This is a genomic window from Novosphingobium aquimarinum (genome assembly GCF_009746585.1).
GTDB lineage: Bacteria > Pseudomonadota > Alphaproteobacteria > Sphingomonadales > Sphingomonadaceae > Novosphingobium > Novosphingobium aquimarinum.
Map to the genome: position 1 here is coordinate 1 of NZ_WRPO01000015.1, position 18,110 is coordinate 18,110.

General features: G+C 61.1%; 15 protein-coding genes and 1 pseudogene. 4 read left to right on the forward strand and 12 right to left on the reverse strand.

The window, feature by feature from the left end; translation table 11 throughout:
• The 5 genes and pseudogenes from GQO94_RS14295 to GQO94_RS14315 form a co-directional block, all read right to left on the reverse strand.
• A pseudogene (locus GQO94_RS14295) lies at nt 1-119 on the reverse strand (ATP-binding protein); the annotation flags it as partial.
• Between the two features lie 450 nt (nt 120-569).
• On the reverse strand, nt 570-1,538 hold the full coding sequence (locus GQO94_RS14300; RefSeq protein ID WP_156842114.1) for a FecR family protein: 969 nt from the start codon (nt 1,536-1,538) through the stop codon (nt 570-572).
• Nucleotides 1,496-2,068 carry an RNA polymerase sigma factor gene (locus GQO94_RS14305; RefSeq protein WP_156842115.1) on the reverse strand — a complete coding sequence of 191 codons (573 nt, stop codon included), beginning with the start codon at nt 2,066-2,068 and terminating at the stop codon, nt 1,496-1,498. The genes GQO94_RS14300 and GQO94_RS14305 overlap by 43 nt, the downstream gene beginning before the upstream one ends.
• 124 nt (nt 2,069-2,192) lie before the next feature.
• Nucleotides 2,193-3,974 (reverse strand): flavin-containing monooxygenase, encoded by a 1,782-nt coding sequence (locus GQO94_RS14310; RefSeq protein WP_156842116.1) that lies wholly within the window; start codon nt 3,972-3,974, stop codon nt 2,193-2,195.
• Between the two features lie 33 nt (nt 3,975-4,007).
• On the reverse strand, nt 4,008-4,925 hold the full coding sequence (locus tag GQO94_RS14315; protein WP_156842117.1) for an alpha/beta hydrolase: 918 nt from the start codon (nt 4,923-4,925) through the stop codon (nt 4,008-4,010).
• Nucleotides 4,926-5,066: 141 nt separating this feature from the next.
• Between GQO94_RS14315 and GQO94_RS14320 the strand changes: the two genes are divergently transcribed.
• On the forward strand, nt 5,067-5,750 hold the full coding sequence (locus GQO94_RS14320) for a TetR/AcrR family transcriptional regulator (protein WP_198045972.1): 684 nt from the start codon (nt 5,067-5,069) through the stop codon (nt 5,748-5,750).
• Nucleotides 5,751-5,844: 94 nt separating this feature from the next.
• Here the strand turns inward: GQO94_RS14320 and GQO94_RS14325 are convergent, their stop codons facing one another.
• Nucleotides 5,845-6,327 carry an Lrp/AsnC family transcriptional regulator gene (locus tag GQO94_RS14325; RefSeq protein ID WP_156842119.1) on the reverse strand — a complete coding sequence of 161 codons (483 nt, stop codon included), beginning with the start codon at nt 6,325-6,327 and terminating at the stop codon, nt 5,845-5,847.
• Complete coding sequence (locus GQO94_RS14330; RefSeq protein WP_156842120.1) at nt 6,324-6,806, reverse strand: Lrp/AsnC family transcriptional regulator; 483 nt, start codon at nt 6,804-6,806, stop codon at nt 6,324-6,326. Before GQO94_RS14330 ends, GQO94_RS14325 begins: the two co-directional genes overlap by 4 nt.
• 168 nt (nt 6,807-6,974) lie before the next feature.
• Between GQO94_RS14330 and GQO94_RS14335 the strand changes: the two genes are divergently transcribed.
• The 3 genes from GQO94_RS14335 to GQO94_RS14345 all read left to right on the forward strand — a co-directional run bounded on the left by GQO94_RS14335 (nt 6,975) and on the right by GQO94_RS14345 (nt 10,930).
• Complete coding sequence (locus GQO94_RS14335; RefSeq protein WP_156842121.1) at nt 6,975-9,455, forward strand: TonB-dependent receptor; 2,481 nt, start codon at nt 6,975-6,977, stop codon at nt 9,453-9,455.
• Nucleotides 9,456-9,466: 11 nt separating this feature from the next.
• Nucleotides 9,467-10,264, forward strand: a complete 798-nt coding sequence (locus GQO94_RS14340; RefSeq protein ID WP_156842122.1) for an SDR family NAD(P)-dependent oxidoreductase — start codon at nt 9,467-9,469, stop codon at nt 10,262-10,264.
• A gap of 279 nt (nt 10,265-10,543) precedes the next feature.
• Nucleotides 10,544-10,930 (forward strand): RidA family protein, encoded by a 387-nt coding sequence (locus GQO94_RS14345; RefSeq protein WP_156842123.1) that lies wholly within the window; start codon nt 10,544-10,546, stop codon nt 10,928-10,930.
• A 10-nt stretch (nt 10,931-10,940) separates the two neighbouring features.
• Here GQO94_RS14345 and GQO94_RS14350 read toward each other — a convergent pair whose 3' ends face one another.
• Genes GQO94_RS14350 through GQO94_RS14370 form a run of 5 tightly spaced genes read right to left on the reverse strand, consistent with a single transcriptional unit; the run spans nt 10,941 to nt 17,843 of the window.
• The gene (locus GQO94_RS14350; RefSeq protein ID WP_156842124.1) at nt 10,941-11,606 is read right to left on the reverse strand and encodes a GntR family transcriptional regulator; all 666 of its coding nucleotides are present in this window, start codon (nt 11,604-11,606) and stop codon (nt 10,941-10,943) included.
• Between the two features lie 16 nt (nt 11,607-11,622).
• The gene (locus tag GQO94_RS14355; RefSeq protein ID WP_156842125.1) at nt 11,623-12,852 is read right to left on the reverse strand and encodes a metal-dependent hydrolase family protein; all 1,230 of its coding nucleotides are present in this window, start codon (nt 12,850-12,852) and stop codon (nt 11,623-11,625) included.
• Complete coding sequence (locus GQO94_RS14360; protein WP_156842126.1) at nt 12,849-14,072, reverse strand: MFS transporter; 1,224 nt, start codon at nt 14,070-14,072, stop codon at nt 12,849-12,851. Before GQO94_RS14360 ends, GQO94_RS14355 begins: the two co-directional genes overlap by 4 nt.
• Before the next feature lie 40 nt (nt 14,073-14,112).
• Nucleotides 14,113-15,750: a hydantoinase B/oxoprolinase family protein gene (locus GQO94_RS14365; RefSeq protein WP_156842127.1), complete on the reverse strand. Its 1,638-nt coding sequence runs from the start codon at nt 15,748-15,750 to the stop codon at nt 14,113-14,115.
• Nucleotides 15,747-17,843 (reverse strand): hydantoinase/oxoprolinase family protein, encoded by a 2,097-nt coding sequence (locus GQO94_RS14370; RefSeq protein WP_156842128.1) that lies wholly within the window; start codon nt 17,841-17,843, stop codon nt 15,747-15,749. The genes GQO94_RS14365 and GQO94_RS14370 overlap by 4 nt, the downstream gene beginning before the upstream one ends.
• Nucleotides 17,844-18,110 lie beyond the last annotated feature (267 nt).

An 18,110-nucleotide genomic window follows, 5' to 3' on the forward strand; every position in this document is an offset into this window, starting at 1 on the left:
GAGGGACCAAGGGCGATGACGTTCTCGCGCCGGATGATCCATTGGCAGCGCGCCAGTTCGAGCACCTGCATCTTGTTGAGCTTCGGGATGGCGGTAAAATCGAAGCTGTCGAGGCTCTTGGCCTTGTCCTAGGACGACGATCTCGCTCTGGGTCTCAGCTTCTGCAACCGGAACGGCGGGTTCGGAGGCCGCTTTCAGCGCAACGAGCGTGGCGCTCTCGCTGGCCACGGCAAGACCCTGTCCCGCGATCAGGCGGCGCAGAGCCTCCTTTCGAGTGAAGCGTCCGCGCATGGCCTGGACCTTGCGCCCGGCAACAGCGTCGTAGGGAAACGAAACGTGGAGACCTGCCTGGCGCGCATAGGTATTGAGCGCAGTGGCCGTATCGCCCGCGGCGATGTCGAACGCGAATTGACGTTCCTCGTTCTTAGCGAGAGCCGCAGTAGGAACTGCGGCCGCCATAATGGCTGTCGTCAACAGGTACTTGTACATGGATGAACCCCGGTTGATGCAAGTGTCGGGGCATGGATGGATGGGGCGGATCAAACCGCCATTCGCAGTGCAAAAAAATTTCAGGCGCGGGTGAGGACGATCCCGCCGTTGCCGTCGCGGTGGCTACGAATGGCGAATGTGGTCTGCAGCGCCTGCAGAAATTCGTAGGGGGCGGACGTGTCGAACGTGCCGCCGATGCGCAGCCGCGATAAACTTGGATCGCCGATCACGATCTTATGCTCGAGATAGCGATTCATTTCCGCGAGGGCGTAGTCGAGACTTTCTCCATTGAGGATGAGAGTGCCACTCTGCCATGCCGTGACCCGACCGATGTCACTATTGTCGCGTTGCAAACTGACTTGCCCTGCGGTCGCAAGGGCGGTTTCGCCGGCAGTCACGATCCTGCGATTTTGGCCCAGGCGGCCCTGGCCTGCGATGATCGTCAATTCGCAGCTCTCGTCCCGCAGCCTAGCGTTGTAGAGGCCTGCTGAGAGCAGAAACGTGCCCCCTTGGGTGATGAGCGAAAGGCTCATCCCGGTAAGCAGCCGGATGGCGATCTCGCCGCGTTCGAGCCACAACCGCAGCGGTGTGCCGTCCTTCCAGTAGATCTTGCTATCCGTGTTGAGATCGACCGACATAGCCGAGCCGATTGCGATCTTGCGCCTTTGCCCGATGGCGGTACTGGCCGTGTCGCGCGCGGCGGCACGGTAGGCAAAGCCGCCGCCGGCCAGCGCCAGGACGCCAATGCCGATCCCGGCCTTCAGCAGCGTGCGGCGGCTTCCAGCGGCGGCATCGGCTGGGATCGCGGCATCATCGGCTTTCGGGGTCGCCGAGGGCTCGAAGGCAGATTCCTGTAGATGTTTCAGATCGCTCAATGCATCCCAGGCGCCTGCCACTTCTACGAAAGCGACGGCGTGGCGTGGATCGGCATCTCGCCAGGCCTCGAAGGCGCGCAGGTCTCCAGAGCCAGCGTCCAGACTGGCGAGCCACCCTGCAGCGACCTCGATCAGTTCGTCGCCAGGCGTTTCGGTTTCGGGATTGTCTGGCAAGCTACCTCCGGCTGCGCATTATTGTCGCGCCGTGCTCGCGTTACAAGCGCCAGCCCCTTGGCCAGGTGCTTTTCGACAGTCGAGAGCGAGATGGAGAGGGTTGCCGCGATCTGAGCCGGAGCCATGCCCTGGATCTTGCGCATGTGCAGGACCCGCCCGCATTGCGGCGGCAGGTCATCGATCAATTTCAGCAGATGGATCAACTCGGACCGGGCGGAAAATACTGTGAAGGCATCCGGCGCGGGATCTGCCAATTCGAGCACTTCGAGCGATGCAAGGTAGTCAATCCGCACAACGCTTGCGCGGCGCAGCCGCTCAATAGCGAGATTGTGTACGATCGTCATCACGAAGCCGCGCGGGACCTTGATTGCGCGAAAGTCGCCTGTGCCCAGTACTCGTGTGTAGGCTTCCTGCACGATATCGTCGGCCTCGTCGCGACCGCAAAAGTGCGCGGCCCTAGCCCGGTATGCTGCGGCATGAGGCAGGACTTCGGCAAGGAACCAAGCATCGATGTCACGCAGCCAAGCCAAGGGGAACTCCTGATCGCCGCCCGCGCCCCTAAGTTCCCAGTCTTACATTTTCAGGACACAGCGTTGCAGCGGTGGGCAGGGACCTGCATCTTTCTATCGACGCAGTGCCTATCGCGGGCACTCACTAATGCGTGTCGAGCCCGGCGAGATTGCCATCGCGGCGCCAGTCCGAGAGCAGCGCATCGAAGGCGGCGGGGCCGGCGCCATAGCCTTCTTCGAACAATGCGGTGCCGCCCATGCCCTCGTTGTTGTAATAGCCCGGCGTGCAGGAAGCGTAGAACTCCGCCGGCCGCAGCATTGAGGATCGGATGACCTCCTGCCAGGCTTCCTCGGCCTCGGCAGTGGGCTCGACGATGCTGGCGCCGCGCTGGCGGGCCGCGGCGATGATGTAGGCGAGGTGGATCGCCTGATCATCCACCGTGGTGGTGTAATTGGCCGTCACCGCGTTCTGCCCTTGGCCGAGATAGAACCAGTTGGGGAAGCCGTGTGCCATCAGTCCGTGGAGCGTGCGCATACCGTCGCGCCAGTGTTCGCTCAGCAGTTTGCCGTCGCGCCCCGCGATCGGAAAGCGGATCCGCTGCTCGACCGGCCCAACGACGTGGAAGCCCGAGGCGAAGATGATCAGATCGACCTCGTAGCGTTGATCGTCGACGATGATCGCATCTTCGGTAATCCGCGTGATCGGGGTCTCGCTGATGTCGACTAGCTTGGTGTTGGCCTGGTTGAATACCGGCAGAAACTCGTCGTTGAACGTCGGGCGCTTGCAATAGAGATTATACCACGGCTTGAGCCGTTCGGCGGTCTCCTTGTTCTCGATCGTAGCGTCGATACGCGCGCGGCGATTATTCATCACCTGAACGTCTATCAGCATCGCGCGGGCGCCGATCTCGGCCTCGGTCTCGGGCGTCGTTGGCGCCGTTTCTCGCATCAGCCGACCGAAGTCGGTCCAACCGTCGCGAACCTCGCTGTCGTCGACCGACCCGTGCACCGCCTGTAGCCACAGCTCGCGGCGCTGCTTCTGCCAGCCTCGGCCGAGCGTCTTGTACCAACCGGGGTCGGTCGGCGCGTTGAACCGCTCGCCGACTGACGAAGGCGTGCGTTGAAACACGTAGAGCTGCCGGGCGCTACGCGCCACGCGCGGGATAAGCTGGATGCCTGTCGCTCCCGTGCCGATCACCGCGACGCGCTTGTCGTGCAGCTTGTCGAGCGGGTCGTGAATGCTGCCGCCGGTGATCGAGTAGTCCCAGCGACTGCTGTGGAAGCTCTTGCCCCGGAAACTCTCGATGCCTGGGATGGCGGGCAACTTGGGCTCATTCGCGCGGCCGCTGCCGAGCAGGAAGTAGCGCGCCGCGATGCGATCGCCGCGATCGGTCGAGACGATCCAGCGGCTGGCGGCGGCGTCCCATTCGGCGCCGGTCACCTCGGTTTGGAACACCGCCTTATCGTAAAGATCGAAATGCGTGCCAAGCTGCTGGCAGTACCGCAGGATTTCGTCGCCGAAGGAGAATTTCTCCTTCGGCATGTATCCCGTCTCCTCGAGCAACGGCAGATAGCTGTAGGATTCGATGTCGCACTGCACACCGGGATAGCGGTTCCAGTACCAGGTGCCGCCGAAGTCGCTCGCCTTTTCGACGATCATGACGTCGGTGACGCCCGCTTCCTTAAGCCGCGCGGCGGCAAGGATCCCACCGAAGCCGCCACCGACGATCGCGACGTCGACTTCGGTGGCAATCGCCGCGCGCTCGATGCGCTCGCCAGCGTTAGGATCTACGTCAACGAACGAGCGATACTTGCCTTTCGTTTCGGCATAGCTGCGGTCGATGCGCGGATCGAGGCGCTTGTCGCGCTCCTCCTGATATTTGCGGAGCGTCTCGGAGGCGGCATCATGACTGGGAAGGGTCGCCATCGTCGATATCCATCCAAAGTGTAGCGAAAAAGGTCAGCCGAGCGCGGTACGCAGATCCGCCACGGCGCTGTCGAGCGCGCGATCGGCCTCGGGCAGGACTTCGAAAAAGCTGACGAACCCGTGGAAGGTGCCGGGCACGACCTCGACGCGATGGCGCACGCCCGCTTCGGTGAGGCGGCGCGCGAAGGCGAGAATGTCGTCGCGCAGTGGATCATATTCGCCGACGATCAGCGTCGCCGGCGGGAGGTGGCCGATCTCTGCGGCGCGCAACGGCGAAGCGTCGGGATGGCTGCGCTCGCCAGGGTCCGGAATGTAGGCGGCGATGCACATTTCGGAGAACCGCTCATCGAGCAGGTAGCCGTTCGCGAACGCGCGCTTCGAGGGTGTGTCGCTCTCAAGGTCGAGACCGGGATAGAAAAGCGTCAAGTGGCGCACCGCCTCCCGCTCGGCGGCGTCGAGCCTGAGCGCAACGACAATCGCGAGCGATCCGCCGGCGCTGTCGCCGCCGATCGTGACGCGGGCCGTGTCCATTCCGTGATCGCCGCCATGGCGCAAAAGCCAGCGCGCGGCACCGAGCGCGTCGTCTACCGCGGCGGGAAAGACATGATCAGGCGCCAGCCGATAATCGACTGAGGCGACGGCGCAGCCGGTGAGCCGCGCCAGTCGCGCGCACAGCCGGTCATAGACGTCGAGCGAGCCCGAGACATAGCCGCCGCCATGGTAATAAATCAGCATCGGCGGCACAGGCGAGCCCGCCGGCGCGGGCGAACGATAAAGGCGGACGGGCACGCCGTCGGCCACGATGTCTTCCTGCTCGACAGCGTCGATCGGGCTTTTGGGCTGGCGATTGTCGTGCACGAAGGCGCGAAACGCCACTGGTCCAAGAGTCGTCCAATCAGGCTGCTGACTAACCATTTCGAGCAGCGCCTTACTGTGCGGCGTCAGCGTCATGCCGTTCTCTCCAATCGCGCGGCCATCATCGCAGCTGCGCTATTCTTATAGCGCGCTATAAAGTTATTTCGCTGTGGCTCGCAAGGGTTTTTTCGAGCGAGGTCCGGCGCTATGCGGAGCGCAATAGGGAAGGCGGGTGAAATGGATCAGGAAGGGCGCTCGCCGGGGCTGCGAGAACGCGGTAAGGAGGCGCGCCGCCTCCTGCTGGTTCGCGCCGCTCGCGAGGCGCTCGAGCAGGACGACTTCTCGATGCGCCGGGTTGCTGCCCTCGCCGGCCTCTCGGAGGCAACGCCCTACAACCTGTTCGAATCCAAGTCGGCGTTGCTCGGTGAGGTCTATCGCGAAGAATGCGAACGTTTGCTCGCACGGCTGGAGAGCGCGGGTGGGACAAACACTCTCGATCGCGTGTTCGTTGCATTCGTGTTGATTGCCGCGGATTTCGACGCCAGGCCGAATTTCCATCGCGCCCTTTTCACCGGCTTGTTTGAGTCCGTAACGGGCCGTTTGCGCGACGCCCGCGAGGACCATGGCTTCACGCTGTGGAATGGATTGCTCGAAGCGGCGATTGCGACAGGCGCCATCGTCGACACCGTTTCCGCGCGCGCGGTGCCGCGCTTGTTCATATATCTTATCGGTGGTGCAACGCGCGAGTGGATCGCCGAGATTGTCTCCACGGACGAGTGGCGGATCAAAGTCTCCCACGGCCTAGCGCTGCTGCTTTTGCCGGTCGCCTCGCCAGACAGCACGCGCATCTTGCGCGCTCGCTTGCGTACCCTCGAAGCCGAAATTGGTCCAGTGGGAGCAGGTGCATCGCTTGGTAATTAGCAGCAAGGCAGGTGTCTCATTGCCACGCGCCGTAAGTCCGATCGCTCGCACCAAAACCCCCGATAAAGCCTCCGCGACGATTGCATTGGTCTCTTTAAGGCTGGCAAGATTGACTGGGGCGAAGCCGCGCCATGCGCTCGTTGTATTTCACCGCATGGACGACGGTCGATATCGAGAGCTCCCCAACGCCATCCAAGATACCGATTTGTTCGGAGCATACAGCCGCGAGCCGTTCCTGGCTTTCAAATAAGCCAATGCAAAGCAAGTTCGTTCGGCCAAGAGTGACGATGACACTACGGATTTCCGTGATATCCGAAATTTGCGTGGCCAGTGCTTCTAACTTCCCATGGTCGGCCACCAGCCGGACAAGCGCCATTAACGGCGTGCCGTGTTGGCGATAATCAGTAATCGCGGTGAAGCGTAGAATCTTGCGCGCGGTCAGTCGTTTGATTCGTGCGCGAACGGTTCCTTCCGCCACGCCGAGAAGGTTTGCGATGGAGCGGTTGCTCATTCGCGCATCGTTGCCCAGCGCATCCAGAATGCCACGGTCCGTGTCGTCGAATTCAATATCCTTCACCGTGGAATGCCAACGTCAAAATTATAGGTGACGATGTCGGTCACGATGCCGACCTCGATGCACGCTAGCCCTGAAACCTTGATCATTTTGGGCATAAGCGTCTCGGACAGATCCTCGAAACGGTGCATCCCGACCAGCGCCTCGATTTGGGCCGCGCCGGTCACGATATGAACCGCAAACATCTCCGGGAACTCAGCAAGCTCGTCAGCGACCGCCTGAACGGACCTGCCGACGACCTTGATCTCCAGCGCTACGAGCACGTTGTAGCCATAAGCGGCGAAATCCGTCGCGGCTACGATCCGTAAGGATCCAGAATCGGTCATCCGTTGAATTCGCGTCGCTACGACTGATCGAGTGAGCTTGAGGGTCGCTGCGATCTCTTGATTTGTAATTCGGCCATTCACCTTGAGAAGGTTCACGATCCGCCAATCCGTATCATCAAATTCTTGAGAAGCGCTTGTAGTCAACTTTGATTCCACCGTTCTTACGCATGCACCTTAGCCGCGAAGAAATGCCATTAGAAGAAATCTAAGTGTGCGTAAAGATTACCACTTGAACTACGCAAACGAAGGGAGAATAGTGAAAAGAACCTGCTATCGCGCGAATCTAAGAGCCGCGAATGATAGGTTTGAAATGGGAGGGGGCTGATGAAGAGGTTCCAGCGTCGCCGTTTGGCGGCAGCCGCTATCGTCCTGAGTGCAGGGCAAGGCGAAGCTTTAGCGCAAGATAGAACTACAACATCTCAGGTCACTGAAGGTCAGTTACCGGTACCGGGCCAGGCGCCTGGGACTTTGGCGCAATCGAACTCCGATGATGGCTTGGCTGATATTGTCGTCACCGCGCGCCGTCGCGAGGAGCGTCTGCAGGACGTTCCCGTGGCCATAACGGCGCTATCGGGCGATGAGCTCACCGAACGCGGGGTTGTCTCCACAGAAGCGCTTCGTCAGACGGCGCCAGCGCTCAATATCTATCAGAACAACCGCCAGGAGGCAGGCTTCTACATTCGTGGCCAAGGCCCAGGGATCGTGGGCGGCGGCGCCAGGAATTTCACGAGCGTTGCGACATATTTCGCCGAGGTGCCCACCACAATCGCCGGATCTGGCGTCTTTTTCGATCTGGCGAATGTGCAGGTCCTGAAAGGACCGCAAGGCACGCTATTCGGGCGCAATACGACCGGCGGTGCCGTCCTGTTCGAACCCAATCGGCCCACCTTCGATCTCGAAGGCTCGATCAAGGGGAGCTATGGCAATTACGACTATCATGAGGTCGAAGGGATCCTGAACGTCCCGATCGTCGACGATCGGATCGCGCTCCGTTTCGCGGGATCCTATTCGCGGCGAAAGGGCTTCACGCGTTCAATCTACACCGGCCAGCGTGCCGACAGCCGCAACCATGATGCATTTCGCGTCTCGCTTCTGCTGCGACCAACTGATCGGATCGAAAGCCGGACGATCGTCGATTACAACTATCGGGATAATACCGGCAGTGGCCTTGTCCTAAGAGCGGCAAATCCTAACGCGCCGCTTGGTTCGCTCCCTGTTCCGGAGGTCCTGCAGCAAGGTTTCGGCCTTCCCGCCGCGATACCGCTCCTGACAGGAGCGCCAACTCCTATCGCGTGTCTTTCTGTCGAATTGCCCGGTTGTCCCACCGGCCCGTTCGGCAATGCTGTCGCGGCGTTCCTGGCCGGGGCGAACGGGGGCTTCAGTTTATCGGGCCTGACTCCTCAGCAGTTCAACGATGCGGTCGCCTTACAGGAAAGCATCGGCGTTCGGCGCAATCTGGCGAGACGTCCGGTTTACAATCGCAACAAGGCTTATGGGATCACAAACCGGACCGAGGTCGCCTTGAGCGATACCATTACTTTCAAAAACATCATTGCCTTGCGGCGAAATCGCACTGCGGAAGTGAACGACATCGCCTCCGGCTTGGATTACGCTTACAGCGAGTATCCGGGAACCGGCAGCCATCCGCCCTACGTGCGCGGCGTCAATCAGTTCAGCGAAGAAGCGCAGCTGCAGGGCAAGCTGGCCAATGATCGGCTCGCATATGTTTTAGGCTTCTACCACGAGCAGACCAAGCCCGGCATCGACCAGTCCTATCGATCGGTGACTTTTGGTGCGGCTACGAACACGGCGAACTACTTCAGCGACAAGAGCGATGCTCTGTTCGGACATCTGGAGTGGAAGGTCACCGACGCCTTTCAACTTTCGGGCGGCTTCCGGTACACTTGGGACAAACGCTATCTAACTTCTTCAGTTACCGACGACGCCGGCAACTGCACCCAAGTGAACACCGCGAATGGCCTGATCGAATGCCCGGTCGTGGGACGCGCGAATTTCGAAGCACCGACATACGATATAACCGCACAATACACATTCGGGCCGCAAGCCTTGGTCTATGCCGCATACCGGCGGGGATACAAAAGCGGCGGTTTCAACCTGCCTGCGCCAACGGCTGAGACAGCAACCTTCGGCAAGGAAACGGTCGATGATTTCGAGATCGGGCTCAAGGCGGATTGGGACGTGGGCGTTCCCTTGCGCACGAACCTTTCGCTTTTCTACGACAAGTACAAGGGCATCCAGATTACGCTGCCGGTCTTGGCGAACGGCTCGCTGATCAACCTTGTCCAGAATGCTGGCGAGGCGACCAACAAAGGGGGCGAACTGGAAGTTTCGATCAAGCCTTCCGCGGTGTTTACGGTAGGCGGATTTGCTTCGTTTCTCGACGCGAAGTGTGCCACTGATGTGGGTACCGCCTGCCGCGTCGGAAGGCAGATCGCTTTCCAGCCGCGTTGGAAGGCGGGGATGAACGCGCAGTACGCCATTTTTGACACGGCAGACGGCGCCCTGACGTTCTCGACCGATTTCAGCTACACCGGCCAAGTGACGACCTCCGATCCGGACGCGCCGATCGATACGTATCCTAGCTATACTCTTTGGAACGCGCGGCTCGATTGGGAAAACGCCCTCGCGCGCGGCATCGATCTCGCGGCATTCGTCACCAACATCACGAATGAAAAGTACATCGTCGGTGGCTATCCGATCTATTCAGCATTTGGCTTCGACACCGCACTTTATGGCGAGCCGCGCATGTTCGGCGCCTCCGTCCGTTTTCGTTTCGGCAATTGAGGAACAACTCCATGAGACTGAACGGCAAGACCGCATTGGTCACTGGCGCGGGCGAAGGTATCGGCCGCGGCATCGCGCGCAAATTCGCCGAAGAAGGCGCGGCAATCGTCATCGCAGAATACAATGCGGTGACAGGAGCGGAGGCTGCCGAGGCGATCAACGCGGCCGGCGGGCGCGCCTGCTTCATCCAGACGGACGTCAATCAAAAGGATCAGCTGCTTGCTGCGGTCGCATTGGCCAGTGAACGGTTTGGCGGTGTCGATATCCTGGTGAACAATGCTTATGGCGGAGGCCATATTCGGCGCCTCGAAGATAAGACCGACGAGGAATTCGATCATTCGATGACGATGTCCGTCAAGGCAAGCTTCTGGGCGATGCGAGCATGCTTCCCGCATATGAAGGATGCGGGATGGGGGCGCGTCATCAGCATCTGCTCGTTGAACGGCGTCAACGCGCATATCTATTCAGCTGATTTCAACGCGGGGAAAGAGGGCCTGCGCGCTCTAACTCGCACGGCAGGACGGGAATGGGCTCGGTATGGCATCACCGCCAATATCATTTGCCCGGGAGCGGCAAGCGCAGCCTATCTTCGCTTCAAGGAACAATACCCGGAAAACGCGGCCGCCATGGATGCGATGAACCCCATGGGCCGCACCGGGGATGTTGACACCGATATCGCGCCCGTCGCGCTTTTTCTCGCCAGTGACGACAGCCGCTACATGACCGGCAACACACTGTTCGTTGATGGCGGCGGCCACATCAATGGTGTCGCCTGGACACCTGAACCTGAGCCGGTACCGTCAGATTAGCGAGGCACATGAAGCAGGGGAGGGCATTGTCAGACCAATCGCACCGGTTGGTAAGGAGGGCAGGCTAGGGAGGCTCCATGCTCCGTCTGGGTAAGCCAGCCAGCCCATTTCGCTACTTCAACTCCTTACAGTCGATCGCATTAGTCTGGACTTTAATTTGTCGGTGTCGCGCAAGACATTTCGCGCTACCGATTCTGCCCTGAGCCTTGCATAGCGTGTTTCGTACGCGTACCGACACCATCACAAGTTTGGATCCAAAATCCGATTGCGGGATGTCGTATGGTCATTGAACGTATCTCTTCTGGTTCTCGGTTTGAAACCCTGGCTGCGTATTCGCGGGCCCTGATTGAAGGCGAGTACATTCACATATCGGGTACGGTTGGTGCCCATCCCGATACCGGTGTAATGCCGGAGAGTGCCATTGAACAAGCGCGCAATATTTTTCGGATCATCGAGCCACTTCTTCTGGCGCATGATAGTGGGCTCGACATGGTGGTACGCAACCGGGTCTTTCTAACCGACGCCGCTCATCTTGAGGACGTCTGCGAGATCCTTCGCGAGAAGTTTGGCGACCATCCTCCAGCCAACACGACGCTGCTTGTCGGGATTCCGGCTCCGGGCGCGAAAGTGGAAATTGAAATTACTGCTCGCCGCAAGATGTCCTGACGGCGGGCAGTCAATCGTCCAGTCCGATTGTGCGGCGAATGTCTTCCGCGTTCCAACTGATATGTTGGCGCAGCGCATCCACCGCGCCTGCGCCATTGCCTTCCTCGATCAGGTCTAGGATGCGCTGGTGTTCGGCATCGCTTTCCTCTTGCGTTCCAGTTGAGAGGAACCGCTGGACTTTCAGATAGCGATCCGCTCGCGTGAGGAGGTTCTCAAGAACCTGGACAGAAAGCGGCTTGTTGGCTTGCGCGTAGAGCGTGCGGTGGAATTCCATATTCAGCCCCGCCCATTCGGTGATGTCGCGTACGGTGCGCGATCTTTCAACCACGCTGCGCAGTCGATCGATCACTTCGCGGGTTATGTTGGGGATCGCCGCTTCGAGTAAATACGGCTCGAGCATGCCGCGCATTTCGTAGATTTCCTGGATTTCGCCGAGCGAAAGCTTGGGCACCAGAGCGCCCCGGTATTTCTGCCGAACGACGAGCCCTTCTGCCTCGAGCTGGGCAAGGGCTTCGCGCACCGGTATGCGGCTGACGCCCAATTCGGATGCGATTAGCTCCTGGCGGATGAATTGATCTTCGGCATAGTGACCCGCGAGGATGCGGTTTCTAAGAATACGAGCCACATCCACAGCCGTGGTGCTGCGCACCAACTTGCTGCTCTCGACCAAATCCACCAGTTTGCTTCCTTTTTCAGTCCAAGGCTTGCTTGTGGAAGCGGCCGTTTTTCATGATGGCCTGGATAGCGCCATAGCGCGGCTCTAGCAACTCGATCCGCTCCACCGGATCGCCGTCGATCACCAGCAGGTCCGCCATTGCGCCCGTCGCGACACAGCCTAGGCGTCCGGTTTGCTGGAGAATTTCGGCGTTCACAGATGTCGCCGACTTGATGATGTCCATGGGCTTGAGCACGTTGGCGCGCAGTGCGAATTCCTTGGACTGCGCCTCGATCATTTCGCCCATGAGGTCGGTCCCGAAGCCCATCGTTGCTCCCGCTTCGCTGCATACTTGCAGCATATTGGTGCCGGCCTCGTTCACTTCGGCAAGTTTCTGCTTCACCTCGGGGCGAAGGCCGTAAGTATCCGCATTGTCCGCCGATTCACGGTAGCAGATGAGGGTGGGCACGATGAAGGCGCCCTTGTCGCGTGCCAGCCGCGCGGTTTCGACATCGATGAAGTTGGCATGTTCGATCGTGCGCACGCCGCCTTCGAGCGCCCGGCGCGTCGCCTTGGATGTGTAGGAGTGGGCGGCGACATACGTTCCGCGCGCTTCGGCTTCCAGCACAGCGGCGCGAATCTCGTCCATCTGGTACTGCGTGTTCTCGAGCGCGTCCGAAGGGCTGCCAACGCCGCCGGAAACCATGATCTTGAGGTGGTCGGCGCCCTTACGAAGTTCCTCGCGCGCCTTGTGTCGCACTTCCTCCGGACAATCGGCGAGGCGTGTCATGATATCGAGCGCGGACGTGCAGGCGCATGGCACGCTTTCATCGGTAATGTGGCGGTGATCGCCATGGCCACCCGTTTGACTGAGCGCTCGCCCCGAAACGAAGAGACGAGGGCCTTCGACGAGTCCGATGTCGATCGCGGTCTTCATACCCCAGTCGCCGCCCGCGACATCGCGCACGGTGGTGAAGCCGCGCATCAGCATGGCGCGCACGCGGTGTATGGCATGTGCCATCATCAGCGTATGCGGCATGCCGCGCTCGCGGTCAGAATTCAGATGAATCGAATAAACGTGAACGTGGGCATCGATCAGGCCCGGCATCAGCGTCTTGCCAGCAAGGTCGATGACTTGAGCGCCCTCGGCCGTGATCGGGACGTCGGAGACCTCGCGAATGGCATTGCCCTCGACGAGGACATGCATGCCTTCTCGCACGGTGTCGGAGGTGCCATCGATCAGGCGGCAGTTGGCGAAAATGATCATTCGGGGTCTCCTAAAGCGCCAGCGGCAGCGGCGCGAACTTTCGCCCCGCGGCGCGTGGCGAGCGGCGCGATGACGAGAATGATGAGGGCGCAGATCGCGAAATGACCGATCGAGGTCCACGAAAGCACGCCGAGCCCGCCCCCGGTGAGCGCCATGCCGCCGAGCCAGGCGCCCATGGAGCTGCCTGCGGTCATGGCTGCGGAAGACGCGGCCGATAGCCGTCCCGCCGGGTCGGCGAGAGACAGCACGCCCATAAGGTAGGGCGTAATCAGCAACGGCATCAGCATGAACAAAGGTACCGCCAAGGTGAAAGCGGTCCGCGTGGCCGAGTGGCCGAGAACGAACGTCGCGCCGATCAGTATGGTGATCGCCAGCAGCATCGGCGGGGTAAAGCCGAAGCGTGTTTCGACGACGCGCGCGATGGTGGGACCGGCAATCGTGAGGAAGGCGGCTAGGCCGAGGATCTGCCCGACCTCGCGAGCATTCATGCCCCTCGCATCGCCGAAGCGCTCGATGAAAGCCATCAACCCGTGCTGCCCGGACCAGAGCAGAATGAGGACGAAAAAGGCGGCAATGCCCCACGGCGGAACCTGCCGCAGGCTGAAGCCGTCCAACTCGCCGTGCGAAAGCGGCTGCCGGGGAAAGAACGGCAGGAAGGCCGTCCCGACCAAGGCGACCAGTCCCATGGCATGGAACGCGCCGACAGCCCCTTCGCGCTCGATCGCGTACGGTACGGTAAAGAAGAAGAACGTCGAGAACACGGCGTAAGCCACATTGAGTGTCGCAAAGCTGCGTGTGGGATGGCTCGTGCCGGCGACTAGGCTGAACACCACGGCTTCGACCAGGCCTTTGCCCACGCCGCACAAAACGCGAGCGAAGGTCAGCGACATCTCGTCCGGAGTGAAGGCGGACGCAACGTTGCCGACCAGCAGCAGTACCATGCCGACGACTGTCGTCAGAAGTGTCGGAAAACGGCGAATGTTGACCGCAACGAGAACCGAAACCACTGCGACCGCCATGAACTCGAACGAATTCACGCGTCCGGCGGCGGCCGCACTCAGACCGAAGTCGGTGATGATCGCCGAGATCCACAGCGGCGCCACCATTTGCGACGAGAACCCGCAGCACACGACGAACAACAGCGCGGCCCATTCGAGCCGCGAGAAGTCCGCGCGCGACGAGGGGGCGCTAGCGTCCGGGTGGGTAGGGCTGGGGCTCACGAACGGCCTCTCTTTGTTGCGACGGCGCGAATGTCCGATTTCAAGCGCTGATTACGCCGTCCGCGAGGTCGGATGCATGGGCTTCGGGCGCGCGCTGCGATACCGGGCCGTATCCGCCACCACCGCCGGTTTCGGCGACGAAGCGATCTCCCTTAGCAAGCGGCAACTGCTCGACCTTGCGCACGATGGAGCCTTCGGGTTCCTGTGTGGTATAGACGGTGACGACGGGAGATGCTCCGTCCTCGCCTCCAAAAAGTCCCCATTCGGGCGTGCGGGCGCGGTCGAAATGCAGCGTCACGGTCATATCGCAGAGCGCTTCGTATTCCTTGATCACGTTCTGACCGCCCCGGAACTTGCCCGCGCCGCCGCTGTCCGTGCCAAGTTCGAGACGGCGTATCCGTATGGGTGCGCGATGCTCCAGTGTTTCGACCGGCATATTGCGGAAGTCACCCGCGGCCGAGTGGATGACCGCGCTGGGACCATCGCCGCGCGCGCTCGCGCCCCAGCCGCCGTCGAGCGCTTCGCCGCTGGTAAAACCCTTTCCGGTCTGCGGATCGACACCCATCAGGAAGATGTTCCAGCTGTCGCCGGGAAGCCCTGCCGCAACATGGTCCGGCAGCACGTCGGAAAGTGCCTTGATGATGAGATCGATAAGCAACATGACGGGGTGCGGACGCATGCACGGGGCAGGTGCCTCGGCGGCATAGATCGAGCCAGGCTCCGCAATCACCTCGATGGCACGAAACGACCCGTCGTTGATGTCCGGCTCGGCATCGGGATAGAGCAGCGCCAAGGCAAGGCGCACGGCGGAGACGGTATTCGCGTAACCGGTATTGAGATTGCCCGCGCGCTGCTTCGAAGAGCCGTGGGTATCGACGGTCATGCGATCGCCAGCGATCGTTACGGTTACTTTCGCTTCAACCGGATCGGGCGTGACGCCATCGTCGTCCGACGTGCCCTGCGCGGTGTAGACGCCATCCGGGATCGAGGAAATGAAATCGCGGAACTTGCGATCGGTCGTTTGGAAGATCTGCTCGCCGCAGGCCTCGATCGTCTCCTGCCCAAAGCGGTTCTTGAGCCAGATCATGCGCTCGGAGCCAAGACGAATGGCAGCGAGCTGAGCCTTAAGATCACCCATGAGCGTTCGCGGAACCCGGCTGTTCAGGCACAGCAGATCGATCACGTCGCGCACGAACTCGCCGCCCTCCATGATCTTGGTTGGGCCCCAGCGAACACCTTCCTGGAAGATATTACGGCTGTTGACCGGGAAACCTGGTTCGGCGGTACCGATGTCGGCCCAGTGCGCGCGGATGGCAATGAAACCGAGCACTTCGCCTTCGTCCGCGATGACGCCCACGACATCGACGTCGTTGAGATGGCCTCCGGTGATGAACGTGTCGTTCACCGTGTACACGTCCCCCGCCTTGAGATTTTCCAAGCCGTAGCGCTCGATGGTCGCTTTGAGGCCTGCGTCGAGACCGCCGGTGAACAGAGGTAGGCCTGCGTATTGCCCAAGAAGGCGAGCATGGCGGTCGAACAGGGCGATGCCGTAGTCGTGCGCCTCGTAAATGATCGGCGAATAGGCCGACCGGGCAATCATCGCGGACATGTCGTCGGCGATGGCGTTGTAGGCATTGCGGATGACTTCGCTGGTGATGGGGTCGAGCGTCGCACTCATCGTGCCGCCTCCTCGAATGTCAGGATCAGGTTTCCGAGTTTGTCGATCGTGGCGGAGAAGTCGGGTGGAACGATGGTGGTCGCGGTCGCTTCCTCGATCACGCACGGCCCCGCATAATCTTTACCCGGCGTCATGCCGCCGCGCGTGATAAAGCGCGTCGCGCGCGCGATGCCATCGAAGATGATCTGGCCTTCGCGCTCGGCGGTCATCGCTTCCGGAACCGCGTCGTCGGCGGCAAGCAAAGTGCGCGCGTCGAGAGCGCTTTCGCCTTTGGCTCGCAGCCGCAGCGTTGCGACTTCAAGGGCCTCGTCCGGGTTCGAATGGCCGAAGACCTTCACATACTCGGCCTCGAACGCGGTTCGCATTGTTGCGAGACACTTCTCCGGAGCGGCCAGCAGTTCGGGCGGCAGCACGACCGAAAGCGTGTTTTCCTGCCCGACGTAACGCACATCGACCAGACGTTCGAAGTGCACGCGCTCGCGCGGTACGCCCTCGGAAACCAGGCGCGCGCCCAGCGTCTCGGCGCTCGAATCGAACCATTGCGCGAACGATGCCCAGTCGACTTCGCGAGCATCGATGAGAACGGTCTCGGCCATATCGTGGACAAGGTCGCTCTGAAGCATGCCCCAGGCCGAAAAGGCGCCAGCGGCCCGCGGTACCACGACTTTGGAGACACCCAGAAGCCGGGCGATGTCCGCGGCATGCATCGGACCTGCGCCGCCATAGGCGACCAGCGCGAACTCGCGCGGATCGATGCCGCGACGGACCGTGATGGTTCGGATGGCATTGGCCATCTGCTCGTTGATGATGTCGAGGATCCCTTGCGCCATCGCCTCGCCATCCATCCCGAAGGGTGCGGCGAAAGTGGCGATTGCGTCGCGCGCCTTCGCGGCATCGAGCGTCAGGTTTCCGAAACTGCAGCCGTCCTCGAGGCGGCCGAGCGCGATGTTGGCATCCGTTACGGTGGGTTCGGTACCGCCGTGACCGTAACACGCCGGGCCCGGACGAGCGCCTGCGCTTTGCGGGCCAACGCGCAATGCGCCGGCGTCGTTCCACGCGATCGAGCCGCCGCCTGCGCCAATGGTGTGAATGTCGACCATCGGGGACAGCACTGGAAAGCCGCCGATCTCGCGCTCGGTCTGCACGACTGACTGGCCGTCCACGACCAGGCTGGCTTCGAAGCTCGTACCACCCATGTCGATGCAGATCAGGTTCGGAAAACCCGCTTCTTCGGACAGCGCGCGGCCAGCAACGTTACCGCCGACCGGGCCGGAAAGTAGCGAAAGGATGCCGCGGTCCCCGGCATCCTCAGCCCGCATCAGACCGCCGTTCGATTGCAGCAGGAACAAGCGCGTATTCGCCTTTTCCTCGAGCGCGGTAAGCAGGTCGGTAAGGTAGCGCTTAAGCACGGGCGAGGCGTAGCCATTGATCACGGCAGTGCTGGTTCGCTCGTACTCGCGCCATTCCCGGCACACCTCGTGCGAGGGGCCGACGAGAATGCCAGGAAGGGCTTCGCGCAAGGCTTGCGTGACCGCGACTTCGTTCTGCGGATTGCGATACGAATGCAGGAAGCAGATCGCCACTGCTTCGTATCCGCCATCTTTCAACCGTTCGACAAGTTGCGCGATGTCAGCTTCGGCGGGCGCTGCCAGCACCGTTCCGTCAGCCGACGTGCGCTCGGCGACAGTGAAGATATCGCGGCGCTTCACCAGCGGTTCGGGATAGCGAAAATGCATGTCGTAAGGCCGCACGCGGTTTCCACGGCGCATTTCGTAGATGTCGCGAAAGCCCTCGGTCGTGACCAGCGCCATGCGGGCGCCGCGTCGCTCTAGAAATGCGTTGAGGTGGACCGTCGTGCCGTGGAGCACCGTCGCCGAGCGCGTGGCATCGATGTCCGCCGCATCCAATGCGGCGATGACCGAGGGCCAGAAAGTCGGGGGCGATGACGGCACCTTCACAGTCGAAAACAATCCAGTGGCCGTGTCGTACATGGCCAAGTCCGTGAACGTACCGCCAACGTCGATGCCAACATAGGCGCGATCCTGACTGGCGCCGGATCCGGCTATGGTTTCGGGTGCGGGGGATGCTGCCATCCGGGAAGAACTCCTTGGAACTTGCGCGCGCCAGGTTGGGACCCAGCATCGGCCTTTGACGTGCGGCGAATGGCGCCTCGAGCATCAAGCCTATCCAAAACTTTTTTTATCGCAAGTCGGATAATGGATATTGGATCCAAAATAATTTGATGTTAGCAAGAGTGCCTCGGAGGGATCCACGAACGACTGCTCAAGGCCCCACAAGCGCGCAGCGCGAACGAGGGCAAGTCGAACACAAGCCGCGAAAAATGTGCGGTCATGAGGAGG

What these genes read in the sequence shown, in the direction of transcription:
- GQO94_RS14365 (WP_156842127.1), bottom strand. Translation starts at nt 15,750, where the DNA reads ATGAGTGCGACGCTCGACCCCATCACCAGCGAAGTCATCCGCAATGCC.
- GQO94_RS14335 (WP_156842121.1), top strand. Translation starts at nt 6,975, where the DNA reads ATGAAGAGGTTCCAGCGTCGCCGTTTGGCGGCAGCCGCTATCGTCCTG.
- GQO94_RS14370 (WP_156842128.1), bottom strand. Translation starts at nt 17,843, where the DNA reads ATGGCAGCATCCCCCGCACCCGAAACCATAGCCGGATCCGGCGCCAGT.
- GQO94_RS14310 (WP_156842116.1), bottom strand. Translation starts at nt 3,974, where the DNA reads ATGGCGACCCTTCCCAGTCATGATGCCGCCTCCGAGACGCTCCGCAAA.
- GQO94_RS14355 (WP_156842125.1), bottom strand. Translation starts at nt 12,852, where the DNA reads ATGATCATTTTCGCCAACTGCCGCCTGATCGATGGCACCTCCGACACC.
- GQO94_RS14315 (WP_156842117.1), bottom strand. Translation starts at nt 4,925, where the DNA reads ATGACGCTGACGCCGCACAGTAAGGCGCTGCTCGAAATGGTTAGTCAG.
- GQO94_RS14320 (WP_198045972.1), top strand. Translation starts at nt 5,067, where the DNA reads ATGGATCAGGAAGGGCGCTCGCCGGGGCTGCGAGAACGCGGTAAGGAG.
- GQO94_RS14345 (WP_156842123.1), top strand. Translation starts at nt 10,544, where the DNA reads ATGGTCATTGAACGTATCTCTTCTGGTTCTCGGTTTGAAACCCTGGCT.
- GQO94_RS14340 (WP_156842122.1), top strand. Translation starts at nt 9,467, where the DNA reads ATGAGACTGAACGGCAAGACCGCATTGGTCACTGGCGCGGGCGAAGGT.